This window comes from Streptomyces sp. NRRL S-244 (assembly GCF_000717915.1).
In the GTDB taxonomy this organism is placed as follows: Bacteria; Actinomycetota; Actinomycetes; order Streptomycetales; family Streptomycetaceae; genus Streptomyces.
Genome location: NZ_JOCX01000003.1, coordinates 460,948 through 475,691, shown reverse-complemented (window position 1 = coordinate 475,691; position 14,744 = coordinate 460,948). Strand labels below are relative to the sequence as shown.

The window sequence follows — 14,744 nt, the reverse complement described above, 5'->3', positions numbered from 1 at the left end:
CCCCCGCACCCCGCCGCCACCCACACCCTTCTGGAGCTGTCGATGCCCGGAGCCCTCCAGCGCCCCGCCGTGGTCTCCCGCGTATCCGATCTCATCGGCTACACCCCCCTCCTCGAGCTCGCCTCCACCGAGACCGGCAGCCGCCTGCTGCTGAAACTGGAGATGTTCAACCCCACCGGCACCGCGAAGATCCGTATGGCCAGGGCCATGATCGACGCCGCCGAGGAGGCCGGTGAACTGCGCGCCGGCGGCCGGATCATCGAATCCACCTCCGGCAACACCGGCCTGGGTTTGTCGGTCATCGCCGCCGAACGCGGCTACACCTTCACCGCCGTCGTCGACAACCACGCCTGTGTGGACAAGCTCCGCGGCATGAAGGCCCTCGGTACCGAGCTCGTCTACGTCGTCGACGACGGCACGGAGGAACTCGCCACCGCCGCCCGCGAGGAACTGGCCGAGGACATGGCCCGCGGCCAGGACAACACCATCTTCACCGAGCAGCACAACAACCCCGCCAACGGCGTCGGCTACTTCCCCGTCGCGCACGAGCTCCACGAGGCCCTCGACGGCAGGATCGACGTCCTCATCGGCGCCGTCGGCACCGGCGGCGCCCTGTGCGGCACCAGCCGGGAACTGACCACTCTCATGTCCGGTTTCACCGTCATAGGCGTCGAACCCAAGGGCTCCATCGCCTTCGGCGGCCCTGCCCACGACTACTACCAGTCCGGAACCGGCACCCCCGAGGGCGCGGAGATCGGCGCCCTGGTCGACTTCGACCTCATCGACGAAGGCGTCAAGGTCGGCGACATCGAGGCCTTCGCCACCTGCCGCGCCGTCGCCCGCACCGGACTCCTCATCGGAGGCTCGGCCGGCGGAGTCGTCTACGAAGCCCTGACCCGGCTGCCCACCCTGCCCCCGGGCACAACCATGGTCGCCCTCATCAACGACGGCGGCGAAAAGTACATGGACACCGTCTTCAACGACGAGTGGATGCAGGACCGCGACCTCCTCAGCGCCGAGGCCGAGCGGGACATCGACGAGCTCCTCACCAAACTCCGCGGGAACCGGTAAACCCATGCTGAAAACTCTCCTCCGCGACAGCCGCGCACTCGGCGTCCTCGCCGTGCCGCTGATCCTCACCCAGCTCGCGCAGGTGGCACTCACCACCACCGACACGGTGATGATGGGCTTCCTCGGGACCACCGAACTGGCCGCGGGCGGCCTGGCCATCGTCATCTTCAACCAGCTCCGCACCATGGGTGTCGGCCTGGTCACCTCCGTCGGCAACCAGATAGCCACTGCGGCGGCCCTCGCCGAGCGGGCCGCCGACGAAAGCGACGGGAACGCGGGGGAGAGAGCTCAGGACGAGGTCCGCTCCATAGTCCGGGCGAGCATGGCCGTGGCCACGCTCGCCGGACTCGCCGGCGCCGTCCTGATGATCCTCATCGGGCAGGCCCTGACCTGGCTGGGCCAGGACGCGGAGGTCGTCGACCTCACCCAGACCATGCTCTTCGCGCTCGCTCCCGGCCTGCTGCCCTGCCTGTGGTTCCAGGCAGTCCGCCAGTTCACCGTCGGCATGCGTCGCCCCCAGGCCCTCCTGCAGATCACCATCGCCTCGATCGCGGTCAACGCGGGACTGAACTGGATCCTGATCCACGGCACCTTCGGCCTGCCCCGCCTCGGCCTCACCGGGGTCGGCATCGCCACCTCCGGCGTCTACCTGCTGTCCTTCCTCGCCCTCTACTTCTCCGCGAAGAAGGACAAGGAGCTGGCACCACTCCTCACCCTGGACCTCACCAAGGCCGACGCGGCCACCGTCAAGCGTCTCGTCGGGCTCGGCGTCCCGATCGCCGCGACCTACGGCTCCGAGGCCGGCTTCTTCTCCATCACCGCCCTGATGGCAGGCTCCTTCGGCCCCGACGCGCTCGCCGCGCACACCGCCGTCAACCAGCTCGTCTACATCGTCTTCCAGGTCGCCGTCGGCCTCTCCCACGCGGCCTCCATCAACGTCAGCCGCGAACTCGCCCTCGGCAACCACGACGACGCCCGCCGCATCAAGAACACCGCCCTGGCCTGCGCCGCCGCCGTCATGGCCGTCGTCGGACTGCTCTACCTGACCATCCCCAGGCTGGTCCTCGCGCCCTTCCTGGACTCCGGCTCCGACCAGGCCCTCACCATCGCCACCCAACTCCTGATCGTCACCGCCTTCCTCCAGTTCTTCGACTGCGCCCAGAACATCGGGGTCGGCCTCCTGCGCGGCCTCGACGACACCAAGAGCGGCTTCCGCATCACCCTCATCGGCTACTGGGCGGTCGGCCTCCCCGCTTCCTGGCTCCTCGCCTACGCCCTGAACCTCGACACCCTCGGCATCTGGCTCGGCCTCCTCACGGGCCTCGCCACCACCGCCGTCCTCCTCCTGCGGCGCTACTCCAGCTCCCTCACCCGCCACGAACAGGCACACGCCGCCCCCGCCGTCGCGTAATGGTTCGCCGCGCCACCGCCGGCCAGCGTGGGATGCGTACGCGCCGTCCGCCAGGGCGGCGGCGGGCCGGTTGCCGAAGGAGATGGGCAGGGCGTCGTGACCCGAAATGCGGAAGGTGCAGCCTGAGATACAACCGTGAGGGCGGCCCCGGAACGGGGCCGCCCTCACGGTTGCACCGCCGCGGCGGCCACGTTGTGGTGCATGGCGGGGAATTGCGGCCTCGAGTGGTGGCCACGGCGGTGTCGTGCGTATCGGGGGTCAGGCTGTGGTGGCAGCCGCCCGCCGCGCAAGGGTGTCCGACGCCTTGACGGTGACGTACAGCGAAGCAGCCAGGGTGAGGACGAGGAGTGCGCCCACGGCGAAGATGCTGCCGCTCGAGACGGCGGCCGGGCTGCCGGCCTCGGAACGGGCAGAGCCGCTGAGGAAGGGGACCACGGCCAGAACGGCGATCCCGAGGGCGACCTCACCCCAGACCACCTTCGGGAAGTGCCGCAGGGTCAGGTGCAGGAGCGAGGAAGTGTCGTCCGCCTCACGCGCCTTGACGATGCGCGGCATCAGCCAGAACTGGTTGACGGCTCCGGCCGCCATCATGCCGAGGACCAGGAGAATCTTGATGAGGACGAAGAGCCCGTACGTCGTGGTCCACAGCTGGCTGATGGCGCCGACGTGCTTCCAGCTCATCCACAGCCCGGAGGTGAGGACCGCACCGACGCTGACGAGGGCGACGAGGGAGAAGCGGCGCCAGATGTCCGCCCACAGCAGGCCCGCGCTGTCGCCGAGGCGGCTGCGGGAGGCGGCGAGTGCGGCGAGGAACGCGAGGCCGCCGACCCAGACCACACCGCTGATGATGTGGGTCTGGCCGAACACGAGGTCCAGAACCTTGTCCGCGTCCTTCGGCTTGGTGGCCGGCACCGCCCCGATGAGCGTGACCGCGAGACTCAGGGGCAGGGCGGTCAGCGCGAGGACGTTCAGCCGCTGACGCGCCTTCGGAACGAACAGCGCGATCAACGTGGCGGAGGCGATGACCAGGACGACGTTCTGTGCCAGGTAGATCGTGCCCTGAGCGATCCAGGCACCCTTGGCCGCAGGAGCGACCAGGAAGTCCCGGATTCGGCTGGGCGAGAGGGCGTCGCCGAACGGCATGCCCTTTCCGGCACGGGCCAGGCGGGCCGCGAGCTGGAAGTAGCCCGCGACGAGGAGAACAACTCCGGCCCAGGCCAGATAGCCTGCCGTTCTTCGGCGTATGACCGCCACGTCGCCGCTATGGCTTTCGGGGCCGCGCAGCGTGGGGCGTACTGAGGTCGCGTAGGTGACGGTGGCGCCGATGGCCCCGGACAGGCCGACGAAGTAGCCGGCTTTGGTGAGGACGCGCCAGAGCGGAGGCGTGGTGTAGCCGGCCGCGGCGGCCAGATGTATGAGCTGCATAAGGGAAGGCTAACCTAAATCTCTCCCTCTGCGTCTACGCTCTTGTCGACTCCCGTGGTCGGGGCTTGGGGAGGAGGAGCGCGGCGGCGAGGCCGACGAGGCCCAGGGCGGCGAGTGTGATCATGGCGGCGGCGTAGGCGCTGGTGGTGAGTCCGGCGACGAGGATGGTGCCGGCGACGGCCGTGCCCAGTGAGGAGCCGAGGTTCGACACGCTGCGGGACAGGCCGGAGATCTCGCCCTGCCGCTCCTCGGGGAAGCTCGATTGGACGACGTTGACCGACGGGGTCAGCATCAGGCCCAGGCCCAGTCCGAGCAGGAGGAGTCCGGGGGCGAAGGCCCACGCGCTCGGGAAGCTGTTGACCAGGGCGATCAGGACGACGATTCCGGCGACCGCGATGACGAATCCCGCCGTGATGAGCGTGCGCTGGGGCCACCGGTTCGCCAGGCGCTCGGCAGCCAGGGACGTGGCGAGCAGGCCGAGGGTGGCCGCGGTGAAGATCACGCCGGTCTCGACGGCGTCGTAGCCGCGCACGACCTGCAGGTAGGCCGCCACCGTGAACGAGGACCCCATGAGCAGCAGCCACTGGACGTTCTGGGTGACGAGGCCGAGGTTGGAGGTGCGGTCGCGGAACAGGCTGGTGGACAGCAGCGGTTCCTCGCCCGCCGCCTCGCGGGCGCGTACGTGGCGGAAGAACCACAGCAGGGTGAGCGCGCCGAGGACGAGCAGGCCGATCATCAGCCAGACATTGTTGTCGGCGGCCAGGATGCCCATGACGACGAGGACGAGGCCGGCGGCCGAGAGGACGGCTCCGACCGTGTCGAAGGGGCGCGTCGGATCCGGTGGCAGGGGGTCCTCGATGTGGCGGCTGAGCACGATGATCAACGCGATCACCAGGGCCTGGAACACGAAGGCGGCCCTCCAGCTGAGCCATGAGGTGATGAGCCCGCCGATCAACGGCCCTGCCGCCGCGCCGATGCCGCCGAGCGCCATGATCGCCCCGAATGCGCGGGCCCGGGAGGCCATGTCCGTGAAGAGGAGTGTCGTGAGGATGTACACGGGCGGGATGAGCAGGGCCGTACCGACACCCTCGAGGATCGAGTTGCCGAGGATCAGGACGCCCAGGCCCGGGGCGGCGGCGCTCAGCAGGGCGCCGATCCCGTACACGGCGAGGCCGGCCAGGAAGCAGCGCTTGCGGCCGTAGCGGTCGGTCAGCTTGCCGCCGGGGATCATCAGCGCGGCCATGACGAGCAGGAAGATCGTGATCGCGACCTGCACGCCCTGCACGGTGGTGTCGAGGTCCTCGCTGATGTCGTTGATCATCACGTTCATGTTCGAGCCGGCGAAGCTGCAGATGAACTGCGCGAGGGCGAGCGGGGCGAGGACCCGTCGCTGTGCTGCCGACCGACCGTGGTCGGCCATGGCCGGATCTTGGTTCACAGGCCCTCCTTCGCCGGCCGGGGGCCTTGCGCCGCTCGTGCCCCCACGCTCACAGGGTGCGCCGACCCGTAGTACGGCGCATGCGGAGGAGTCGCGACGCTAGATGCGCCGACGACGGCCCACCCGAGGTGTGACGGCCGCGGCCACGACCGCGGTCTTCGCGACAGGCGCCCCGCGCCCAGGCGTGACGGCCGCGGCGACCACCGCGGTCTTCGCCACCGGCGCGCCGATGACACCTACTCTTCCCACACGTGCAGGTCGCAGTGGCATTTTCAGTCTCCTACGGTCTCATTCGCTACGTCGGCCTCGATCGAGGCGATGATCGCCTGGATCGGGATGCGTCCGTTGGCGATCAGCTGGCCGCCCGAGTGCCGCACCGCCGATGCGAAGGGTGCCGCCCACAGGTTCTCCCAGATGAGCACTCCGGCTGTGCTTCCCGGCTCCATGGCGGCCGCAAGGTGCTCGACGTCCTCCTCGGCCAGGAGCTCTCCGAGCTCGGCCTCGATGACCTCCAGCTCTCCGAGACCGCCCACATCGGAGAGCTCTGACGCCTCGACGGTTCCATCCGAGTCCTTGGTGAGGATCAGGACATCGATCACGCGAATCGTGCCGGATTTAACCAATTCCGCAAGCGCTGTCGCCATTTGCCCCGTGAAATTGCTCGCTCCTGCCGGGAATTCGACAACGAGATAATCGACGGGGCCCAGTTCGTCGAGGGATGCCTCAGTCATCATCAGTCCCCTTCCTCAGTCCAAACCGAGTGGTCGAGTCTTGAAACACCGGTACCTTCTCAGCCTCCGCCACGGTTCACTGCCGGGCCATGTGCATGCGCATCTCGCTGTCCGCATCGGTGATGAGTTCGCCCGACAGATCGATCGTCACGGTGTGGAGCCGGCCGGTGAACCGGAAGGGTGACCGGTAGTCGGGGGTCACCGGCTGGCCCGGGTTGGCGCCGCAGGTCATTCCGCCCGGGTTGAACATGACGGGGGTGGTCACCGGGAACTCGGCCACCGCGACCAGCTGCCGGTCGACGTAGAGCTCGGCACGCCCGGGTGAGCCCTTGCCCGCGGCGAGATCGGGCTTGCCCGTCGGTTCGAACTCGAAGCGCAGTTCGTGCCGGCCGGCGGGTACCGGATCCGTCGAGGACACCGAGTAGAGGGCCCGTGAGACGTAGTTGTGCACGTACGTCAGCTTGCCGTCCTTGACGTAGAAGCTCCAGCCGCCGGCCATCGAACCCTGGCTCATCAGTACGCCTTCGGCGCCGTCGGCGGGGATCTCCACATCCGCGGTGATGCTGTGCGGACGGTTGAGCACCCTGGGGGCGACGGAGGGCGGCAGCGACTGGGTGCCGGGCCGGAACGTGTAGCTGGTCCGTGCCTTGCTGATCTGCGGACGTTCCGTTGCCATCCGCGCCAGCGCGCTCCCGTCGATCGGCAGGACCCCGTACTTTCCGGCCTCCACGTACCACAGGGAGATCAGCTCGATGGTCTTGGCGTGATGCTCCGAGGAGACGTCGCGGGTCTCCGCGAAGTCCTCGTCGATGTGGTACAGCTCCCAAGCGTTGGCGTCCAGTTCGGACAGCTTCTCCGAGCTGATGGGCGTCCCGAACGGCTGCTTCGCCTCGGTGAAGGACGGGCCCGGCCAGGGACACACGGCGCGCCAGCCGTCGTGGTCGATGGCCCGGTGCCCGAGCATCTCGAAGTACTGGGTGCGGTGGAGGCTCGGCGCGGCCGGGTTGTCGAAGGTGTGGGCGAAGCTGACACCGTGCAGGGGGGACTGGGTGACGCCCTTGATGGTGTCCGGCGGCTCGATCCCGAGGATGTCGAGCACGGTGGGGACCATGTCCACGAGGTGTGCGTACTGGGTGCGGACCTCTCCCCGTGCCTTGATGCCGGCGGGCCAGTGGACGAGGAACGGGTCGCTGGCGCCGCCGCGGTAGGTCTCCCGCTTCCAGCGCCGGAACGGCGTGTTGCCCGCCCAGGTCCAGCCCCAGGGGTAGTGGTTGAACGTGGTCGGACCGCCGAGGTCGTCGATGGCCTTCAGGCTCTCCTCGATCGGTTCGGGAGCGTTGTTGAAGAACTGCGCCTCGTTGGCCGTCCCGGTGACGCCGCCCTCGGCGCTCGCCCCGTTGTCGGAGACGACCATGATCAGCGTGTTGTCCAGTTCGCCGATCTCCTGGAGGAAGTCCAGCAGCCGCCCGATCTCGTGGTCGGTGTGGGACAGGAACCCGGCGAAGACCTCCATCATGCGCGCGGCGAGCCGGCGGGCGTCGGGGGACAGGGACTCCCATTCGGGGACGTCCGGGTCGTGGCGTGAGAGAACGGCGTCGGCGGGTACGACACCGAGCCGCTTCTGGTTGGCGAACGTCACCTCGCGGTAGGCGTCCCAGCCGTCGTCGAACTGCCCCCGGTAGCGGTCGGCCCATTCCCGCGGCACGTGGTGCGGAGCATGGGTGGCCCCGGGGCAGAAGTGGAGGAAGAACGGCTTGTCGGGGGCGACCTGCTTGGCGTCGGAGATGAAGAGCTTGGCCTTGTCCGTCAGGTCCGGGGTGAAGTGGTAGCCCTGCTCCGGCGAGGCCGGGGGCTCGACCTGGTGGTTGTCGTACACGAGCTCCGGATACCACTGGTTGGTGTCGCCGCCGAGGAAACCGTAGAACCGCTCGAAGCCGCGGCCCAGCGGCCAGCGGTTGTAGGGGCCGGCGGGTGACTCCTGGGCCGAGGGCATCAGGTGCCACTTGCCGAGCATGTACGTGTTGTACCCGTGCTCCAGCAGCATCTCGGACAGGAACCCGTTCTCGAACGGGATGTTGCCGTTGTACCCCGGGTAGCCGGTGGCCAGCTCCGTGATCGCCGCCATGGCGTTGGCATGGTGATTGCGACCGGTGATGATGCACGAACGCGACGGCGAGCACAGTGCCGTCGTGTGCATGTTGTTGTACAGCAGTCCGCCCGCGGCCAGACCGTCGAGGCGGGGCGTCTGCATCGGACTCCCGTAACAGCCCAGCTGTCCGTAGCCCGTGTCGTCGAGCACGATCGTCAGCACGTTGGGTGATCCCGGCACCGCCCCGGGCGGCTCGGGCCACGCCGGGCTGGACACGTCCGTGGTCCGCCCGATCACTCCGGAGAAGGCGCTGCCCGGCTTGTATTCGTTCACTGGCATCGTGCTTGTCCTCCCTTCCTGGCGACCCTCTGGACCGGTCGGCAGACGGGCCGATGTGCGCGGAGCGACGGCGCCCGCGCAGTTGCGGGCCCCGCTCCATCGGCGGCTCGCGGAAACCCGGAGAACCGTGAACCGTTTACGGGGGCTCAGAAGTCAGAATTTCAGTGGCGCGAAACCGCGCGAGGATGTGCTTATTCGACCCTGCGGCCGACGTGGAGGCCCAGTTGCTCGCCTGTCATGCGTGCAGCAGCATGAATATGGTAGTTCCATCAGGGAGTGGCTGCCACTGGGCCGTCCGCAGGTCCGGCGTTTCGCAATCCAAAGGAAAAGAATATGAATACGCCTGCTATTGAACCTGGGCTTAGGGGTACTCTGCCACCGGAGGAGTACACGACGAAGACGATGCCTCACTGGGGGCAGACCTACGACGGGGCAATGGCCGGATACAAGGGCATGGACTACGTTTCGGTGGCCTTCGCCACCGACGCCGAAAAGGCGGCCGCACTGATCCCGAAAGAGCTGGAACTCATAAAGATTCCCGCTTTGCCCGACCAGGCATCGGCGAACCTGGTGTTCGCCAAGTACCGAGAGTGTGACCTCGGCCCCTACATGGAAGTGATCATCTCCATCTCGGTCCTCCACCAGGGCCGCCCCTTCGGGTACGTCCCCGCCATCTACGTGGACAACGACGCGGCCCTGCTCGCCGGGCGAGAACTGGGCGGCTACCCCAAGAAGATGGCCCGGATCACGATGCGGAACTACGGAAACCTCTTCCTGAGCCAGATGTCCCGCGGCTCGATCCAGACGAAGACCGTGGATCCCAACTTCAACGATCTGGCCTCCTCCGGCGTCACCAAGGGCGACAAGCTGTTCTCGGTACCCCTGCCGGCCGATCGGACGGACGAACTGCCCTACCCCTACGACCTGCTGCTGCCGCTGCCCCCTGCGACAGGACAACCCCAGGACTACGTGCTGCCGACGGTGGCGCTGAAGCGCTTCCCGGGCGTCGGGCCGGGACCGAACGGCCACGCCGGAGCCGAAGTGCTCCAGCTCGTGGGCACCCCCTGGCACATCACGCAGGCGGACGTCTACGCCGGCGAGGCCGCCAGCATGGAGATCTACCCTTCCGAAGAGGACCCGATCGGCCGCCTCCTGCCGTGCAATGCCGTACTGGGCGCATTCGTCCTGCAAGGCTCCATGTACACGAAATCCGACGAGTGGGTGGTCCTCGAAGACCTGAAGAAGAACAATGCTGCATGAATGGTGAGACCACAGGGAAGACACACGTCATGGCCCGCCGCTGGTACCCGGTCACCGAAATCGGAGACGGCTTCCTCGCATCTGCGCCCTTCCGCTACGAACACTCCGTGGAGACCACGGCGCCGGCCGATCGGATGTGGGAAATCCTGACCGGCGAACAGCTGGTCCACTGGGTGTGGGCATTCACCGGCCTGAAGTGGAATTCACCCCGCCCATTCGGTGTCGGCACGGTACGCGATGTCACCTTGCTGAAATGCTTCACCGCACGGGAGCGCTTCTTCCGCTGGGACGAAGGCCATCGGTACACCTTCAGCGTCTACGAGGCATCCCGTCCCGGGCTGCGCCACGCGGCGGAGGACTGGACCATCGAGCCCACACCCTCCGGCTCACGCCTCACCTGGACGATGGCGATCCAGCCGACCTCCCTGGTCACCCCACTGCTATGGGTCAGTGGTCCGGTCATCAGGCTGGTCCAGCGCCGCGCCCTGAGCGCCGTACGCGCGCACGTCCACAGCGCGCTGTGAGCGGCGACACAGCGAGGAGCCGGAGCGCCGGCGTACGATCTGCGAAATTCACCCCCTTTGATCCTCTGATCCCGCGGAGGGCCCGCATGCTGCGCCCGGCATCCCTGACGGACACCCGCGTGTGCGCGGTGGCCAACGCCCTCGGCCCGTACGAGTGGCGAAAGCTCACCCCCGAAATGGTCAGCCGCCGCGCGCTCGCCGCGATGGACCACCCCGAGGCGACGGACCGGGTACCGGTGCCCCGCCACGACGAGCGGATCGGTCTGCTCGTCGAGTTCCTCACGGGCTGCCGGTGGCGTTCCCTCACCGCCGACGCGGTGAGCCGCCGGATGGTGGCGGTCCTGGACACGTGGCGTCACGAAAGCCAATGGCTCGAGATCGAACTGCGCTGGCTGTCGGACGGGGACGGCTGAGACACGGCGTTACGGCGGCGGGCCGGCTGCTCCGGGAACCCGACGACCAGGCCGACGGCGGAGGGTCCCGGGGGAGGAGTCCGGAAGTGCGCGGGCTCCGGCTGGATGTTGCAATGGCTGTGGCGGGCCGTCCGTCGCCGTGTGTCGTGGCGTGCACCCCTGGACCAGGGGCTGCGGGCACGGCCCAGACTCCAATCCGCTCGTCAGGAGTGGCCATGAGCGTAGACATCGAAGACATGGGTCCCGTCGACTACCTGATCGTCGAGTTCCGGGGCAACCGCATGACGGGCGAGGGCCTGCCCCTGCTCGTCGACCTCGTCGATCGCGGCCTCATCCGCATCCTGGACCTGAAGTTCGTCCGGAAGGACAGCGACGGCTCGGTCGTCGCCGTCGAACTCACGGATTTCGGGGACGAGCCCGAACTGACCGTCTTCGAAGGTGCGTCGTCCGGACTGCTGGACCAGGGCGACTTCGACGAGGCAGGGGCGGCGCTGGAGCCCGGCAACTCCGCCGCGATCCTCGTGTACGAGAACGTGTGGGCCGCCCCCTTCGCCCGGGCCCTGCGCCGCGGCGGCGCCCAGCTGGTGGCGAGCGGCCGCATCCCCGTCCAGGCCCTGCTGGCCTCGCTCGAGGCGGGCGAGGCGGCGGCTTGAAGACCCGGGCCGCGCCATCCGGTCGGTTCGGCCCACCCGTACACCCCTGGGAGATGAACGCACATGCCTGGACTCCTTCGTGGCGTCGCCCGTACGGCCGTGGTGGCCGGAACCGCCACCGCGGTGTCGAACCGCGTCTCGCGGCGGCAGGCGGGCCGATGGGCACAGCAGAACGAACAGCAACAGGAACCCCAGCAGCCCCCGCCCGCCCCGGAGCCGGCGCCTGCCGCGGCGCCCGCCGCAGCCCCCGCCGACGACATGAGCACCAAGATCGAGCAGCTCAAGCAACTGGGCGACCTGAAGGCCCAAGGTCTGCTGACCGACGAGGAGTTCGCGGCCGAGAAGGCCAAACTCCTCGGTTGACGCGGACGTCCGGACCCGAGACGGGACACACCCCATGACGGCGTCGGATCCACGCCCGGCCCCGGCCCCGGCAGGGCCTTCCGCGGCGACACAGCCCGAAGAGGCGGACCGGCTGGGTGAACTGCTGCGCAGTCCCGGCTACTTCAAGGCGCTCGTGTTCTGCGCCCTGATCGGTATTCCGGTGTCGCTGGTCGCGTTCTGGTTCCTGGTCGCACTCCACGAGCTGGAGCACCTGATGTGGGGCGGCTTGCCGCAGGCTCTGGGGTGGAGCGTCCCGCCGTGGTGGTGGCCGTTGCCGTTGCTGCTCGTGGCCGGTACGACCGTCGGGCTCGTGGTCACCCGTCTGCCCGGCACGGGCGGCCACGTCCCCGCCTCGGGACTCCACACGGGCGGCATCTCGCCCGGAGCCCTGCCCGGCGTGATCCTCGCCGCGCTGCTCAGCCTTCCCCTGGGCGCCACGCTCGGTCCGGAGGCCCCGTTGATCGCCCTCGGCGGCGGTTTGGCCCTGCTCTTCAGGGATCTGGCGCGGGTGCCGGCGACCCCCCAGAGCACGGCGCTCCTGGGCGCGGCGGGGGCGGCGGCGGCGGTCGCGGTGATCTTCGGGAGCCCGCTGGTCGCGGCGGTGATCCTCATCGAGGTGGCCGGGGTGGGCGGGCCACAGCTCTTCGCGGTCATGTTGCCCGCGCTGCTGTCGAGCGGAGTGGGCGCACTCGTGTTCACCGGCATCGGCCGCTGGACCGGTTTCGAGGCGCCCACCCTCTCCGTGAAGTTGGGCGTGCCCTTGCCCCAGTTCGATGTCGGGGACGTGCTCTGGGCGGTGCTGATGGCCGTGGCCATCGGCGTCCTCGTCCATCTGATCATGGAAGGCGGGCGGCTGACCGCGCGGTTCGTCGCGAAGCACACCGTCGCCCGTACCACCCTGTGCGCCCTGGCAGCCGGCGTCTGCTCCGCCGTGTACGCGCTCACCACCGGCCGGTCGCCCGCGGACGTGGCGTCCTCCGGCCAGCACACGCTGGGCGAGCTGGCCGCCGATCCGCACCAATGGGGGGTCGGGGCCCTGATCGCGGTGCTGCTCTGCACCAGCGCCGCCTATGCCCTGTGCCTGGGCAGTCTGCGGGGCGGCCCCGTGTTCCCGTCGCTGTTCCTGGGTGCCGTGGTGGGTGTGCTGCTCGCGCCCCTGCCGGGCCTGGGGGTCGTACCGGCCATGGGCGCGGGCATGGCGGCCGCGACGACCAGTGCCTTGCGGCTGCCGGTGAGCAGCATCGTGCTCGTCGTCCTCGTGCTCGGCAGCGTCGCCATGACCCCCGTGGTGATCCTGGCGGCCGTCGTGGCCTTCGTGACGACCCAGTTGCTGCCGCGCGGTCCGGGTGTGCCCGCGGCCGCGCCCGCGGAGCCGCCGACCGCCGGACGGGTCCGTTCGTAGTGCGCGAAGGAGGCCGTATGGCGCGTCACCACGCGAGGGCCGAGCCGCAAGCCAGCGCGGCGGGAGCGCCCGCGTCCGTGGTGCTCGTGACCGGCGTGGCGGGGTCGGGGAAGTCCACGGTGGGCCTGCTGCTGGCCGACCGGCTCGGCTGGGCCTACCAGGACGCGGACGATTTCCACACACCGGCGAACCGGGCCCGGATGGCGGCCGGCGAGGCCCTGTCCGACGAGGACAGACGCCCATGGCTGGCTGCGGTCGCGGCATGGATCGACCGGCGGATCGCAGCGCGGGATCCCGCCGTCATCGCCTGCTCCGCGCTCAAGCGCGCCTACCGGGACCAACTGGCCGCGGGACGGCCCGAAGTACGGCTGGTGCACCTGCACGGCTCACGGCAACTCATCCGGTCCCGGCTGCAGTCCAGGCACGGCCACTTCTTCCCCGCACAGCTGCTGGAAAGCCAGTTCGCCGATCTCCAGGAGCCGGAGCCCGACGAACACGCCTGCGTCGTGGACGTCGACCAGCCCCCGGAAGCCGTGGTCACGGCCGTCGTCGCACTGCTCGGCGCCGGCTCCGGCACGGGCACCGGCTCCGGCACGGACACCGCCACTGCCACCGCCACCGGCACGGACACCGAGGAGCCGCACATGCCCCCCACGGCATCAGGAGAACAGTGGCGGCTGCGCCACGGCACGCACGAGGCGGTGGTGGTCGAGTTGGGCGGTGCTCTGCGCCACTACGAGGTGGCCGGGCGGCCGCTCCTCGACGGATTCGCCGCCGACGAGCCGATCACCGGCGGTCGCGGGCAGCTCCTCGTGCCCTGGCCGAACCGGGTGGGCGGCGGGCGCTACCGGTTCGGGACCGAGGACCTGCAACTCCCGCTGACCGAACCGGAGAACGACAACGCCATCCACGGCCTCCTGAGGTGGGTTCCGTGGCGGCTGCTCGCCCGCAGCGAGGACGCGGTCACGGTGGGCACCACCCTCTTCCCGCAGCCGGGATATCCCTACCGGCTGGAGGTCCGCGCCGAGTACCGGCTGGGCCCGGAGGGCCTCGAAACCACCGTCACCTCCACCAACCCGGGAGACACCGCCGCGCCCTACGGGGTGGGCCAGCACCCCTATCTGACCGTGGGCACCGACCTGGTGGACACCGCGCTGCTGACCGTGCCGGCCGGCCGCCGGCTCAGCACCGACGCACACGGCCTGCCGATCGGCGAGGAGCCGGTCGAGGGCACCGCCTACGACTTCCGCACCGCCCGGCCCATCGGCGAGGAGCAGCTGGACACCGCGTACACGGGCCTCGACCGGGACCCCGCCGGCCACTGCACGGTGCGGCTCGCGCACCCGTCGGGGCGTCACGGCATCGACGTACGCCTCGTCGAGGGCATCCGGTACGTGCAGGTGTACACCGGGGACACGCTGCCGGAGCCCGGGCGGCGCCGGCGCGGTGTCGCCGTCGAGCCGATGTCCTGCCCGGCCGACGCCTTCCGCAGCGGCACGGCGCTCACCGTCCTGCAACCGGGCGACAGCCACGTCTTCCGGTGGGTCCTGGCCCCGTGGGGGTCCTGGTGACCCCGGACACCGGGCCAGGGCCGTCGAGGCCGC

At 69.5% G+C, this 14,744-nt stretch carries 13 protein-coding genes; 9 read left to right on the top strand and 4 right to left on the bottom strand.

Annotated elements, in window-relative coordinates; all coding sequences use genetic code 11:
• The first annotated feature begins 42 nt into the window (after positions 1 to 42).
• Together IF02_RS0106095 and IF02_RS0106090 are read left to right on the top strand one after the other, a co-directional pair.
• Positions 43 to 1,071 carry a cysteine synthase family protein gene (locus tag IF02_RS0106095; RefSeq protein WP_030154225.1) on the top strand — a complete coding sequence of 343 codons (1,029 nt, stop codon included), beginning with the start codon at positions 43 to 45 and terminating at the stop codon, positions 1,069 to 1,071.
• A gap of 4 nt (positions 1,072 to 1,075) precedes the next feature.
• The gene (locus IF02_RS0106090; RefSeq protein WP_030154224.1) at positions 1,076 to 2,482 is read left to right on the top strand and encodes an MATE family efflux transporter; all 1,407 of its coding nucleotides are present in this window, start codon (positions 1,076 to 1,078) and stop codon (positions 2,480 to 2,482) included.
• 258 nt (positions 2,483 to 2,740) lie between these two features.
• Here IF02_RS0106090 and IF02_RS33005 read toward each other — a convergent pair whose 3' ends face one another.
• The 4 genes from IF02_RS33005 to IF02_RS0106070 form a co-directional block, all read right to left on the bottom strand.
• Positions 2,741 to 3,907, bottom strand: coding sequence for a copper resistance D family protein (locus IF02_RS33005; RefSeq protein WP_051695858.1), 1,167 nt, complete (start codon positions 3,905 to 3,907; stop codon positions 2,741 to 2,743).
• A 34-nt stretch (positions 3,908 to 3,941) separates the two neighbouring features.
• Positions 3,942 to 5,327, bottom strand: coding sequence for an MFS transporter (locus tag IF02_RS0106080; protein WP_030154222.1), 1,386 nt, complete (start codon positions 5,325 to 5,327; stop codon positions 3,942 to 3,944).
• A 290-nt stretch (positions 5,328 to 5,617) separates the two neighbouring features.
• The gene (locus IF02_RS0106075; RefSeq protein WP_199809178.1) at positions 5,618 to 6,079 is read right to left on the bottom strand and encodes a DUF6325 family protein; all 462 of its coding nucleotides are present in this window, start codon (positions 6,077 to 6,079) and stop codon (positions 5,618 to 5,620) included.
• A gap of 73 nt (positions 6,080 to 6,152) precedes the next feature.
• Positions 6,153 to 8,504 (bottom strand): arylsulfatase, encoded by a 2,352-nt coding sequence (locus IF02_RS0106070; RefSeq protein WP_030154220.1) that lies wholly within the window; start codon positions 8,502 to 8,504, stop codon positions 6,153 to 6,155.
• A 435-nt stretch (positions 8,505 to 8,939) separates the two neighbouring features.
• On the opposite strand from IF02_RS0106070, the gene IF02_RS33000 reads away from it, so the two are divergent.
• The 7 genes from IF02_RS33000 (at position 8,940) to IF02_RS33510 (ending at position 14,711) form a co-directional block, all read left to right on the top strand.
• Positions 8,940 to 9,764 (top strand): acetoacetate decarboxylase family protein, encoded by an 825-nt coding sequence (locus IF02_RS33000; RefSeq protein WP_030154219.1) that lies wholly within the window; start codon positions 8,940 to 8,942, stop codon positions 9,762 to 9,764.
• Positions 9,761 to 10,288, top strand: a complete 528-nt coding sequence (locus IF02_RS0106060; protein WP_199809177.1) for an SRPBCC family protein — start codon at positions 9,761 to 9,763, stop codon at positions 10,286 to 10,288. The genes IF02_RS33000 and IF02_RS0106060 overlap by 4 nt, the downstream gene beginning before the upstream one ends.
• Before the next feature lie 86 nt (positions 10,289 to 10,374).
• Positions 10,375 to 10,701: a hypothetical protein gene (locus IF02_RS0106055; RefSeq protein ID WP_030154217.1), complete on the top strand. Its 327-nt coding sequence runs from the start codon at positions 10,375 to 10,377 to the stop codon at positions 10,699 to 10,701.
• A 215-nt stretch (positions 10,702 to 10,916) separates the two neighbouring features.
• Complete coding sequence (locus tag IF02_RS0106050) at positions 10,917 to 11,354, top strand: DUF6325 family protein (protein ID WP_030154216.1); 438 nt, start codon at positions 10,917 to 10,919, stop codon at positions 11,352 to 11,354.
• Positions 11,355 to 11,417: 63 nt separating this feature from the next.
• Entirely contained in the window at positions 11,418 to 11,717 is a 300-nt protein-coding gene (locus IF02_RS0106045) for an SHOCT domain-containing protein (RefSeq protein WP_030154215.1), read from the top strand.
• A 34-nt stretch (positions 11,718 to 11,751) separates the two neighbouring features.
• The gene (locus IF02_RS0106040) at positions 11,752 to 13,140 is read left to right on the top strand and encodes a chloride channel protein (RefSeq protein ID WP_051695857.1); all 1,389 of its coding nucleotides are present in this window, start codon (positions 11,752 to 11,754) and stop codon (positions 13,138 to 13,140) included.
• A 17-nt stretch (positions 13,141 to 13,157) separates the two neighbouring features.
• Positions 13,158 to 14,711: a gluconokinase, GntK/IdnK-type gene (locus IF02_RS33510; RefSeq protein WP_078621900.1), complete on the top strand. Its 1,554-nt coding sequence runs from the start codon at positions 13,158 to 13,160 to the stop codon at positions 14,709 to 14,711.
• Positions 14,712 to 14,744: the final 33 nt, after the last annotated feature.

Bases quoted from the DNA above. Each gene is read 5' to 3' on its own strand.
- IF02_RS0106095 (WP_030154225.1), top strand. From the start codon at position 43: ATGCCCGGAGCCCTCCAGCGCCCCGCCGTGGTCTCCCGCGTATCCGAT.
- IF02_RS0106090 (WP_030154224.1), top strand. From the start codon at position 1,076: ATGCTGAAAACTCTCCTCCGCGACAGCCGCGCACTCGGCGTCCTCGCC.
- IF02_RS33005 (WP_051695858.1), bottom strand. From the start codon at position 3,907: ATGCAGCTCATACATCTGGCCGCCGCGGCCGGCTACACCACGCCTCCG.
- IF02_RS0106080 (WP_030154222.1), bottom strand. From the start codon at position 5,327: ATGGCCGACCACGGTCGGTCGGCAGCACAGCGACGGGTCCTCGCCCCG.
- IF02_RS0106075 (WP_199809178.1), bottom strand. From the start codon at position 6,079: ATGATGACTGAGGCATCCCTCGACGAACTGGGCCCCGTCGATTATCTC.
- IF02_RS0106070 (WP_030154220.1), bottom strand. From the start codon at position 8,504: ATGCCAGTGAACGAATACAAGCCGGGCAGCGCCTTCTCCGGAGTGATC.
- IF02_RS33000 (WP_030154219.1), top strand. From the start codon at position 8,940: ATGGCCGGATACAAGGGCATGGACTACGTTTCGGTGGCCTTCGCCACC.
- IF02_RS0106060 (WP_199809177.1), top strand. From the start codon at position 9,761: ATGAATGGTGAGACCACAGGGAAGACACACGTCATGGCCCGCCGCTGG.
- IF02_RS0106055 (WP_030154217.1), top strand. From the start codon at position 10,375: ATGCTGCGCCCGGCATCCCTGACGGACACCCGCGTGTGCGCGGTGGCC.
- IF02_RS0106050 (WP_030154216.1), top strand. From the start codon at position 10,917: ATGAGCGTAGACATCGAAGACATGGGTCCCGTCGACTACCTGATCGTC.
- IF02_RS0106045 (WP_030154215.1), top strand. From the start codon at position 11,418: ATGCCTGGACTCCTTCGTGGCGTCGCCCGTACGGCCGTGGTGGCCGGA.
- IF02_RS0106040 (WP_051695857.1), top strand. From the start codon at position 11,752: ATGACGGCGTCGGATCCACGCCCGGCCCCGGCCCCGGCAGGGCCTTCC.
- IF02_RS33510 (WP_078621900.1), top strand. From the start codon at position 13,158: ATGGCGCGTCACCACGCGAGGGCCGAGCCGCAAGCCAGCGCGGCGGGA.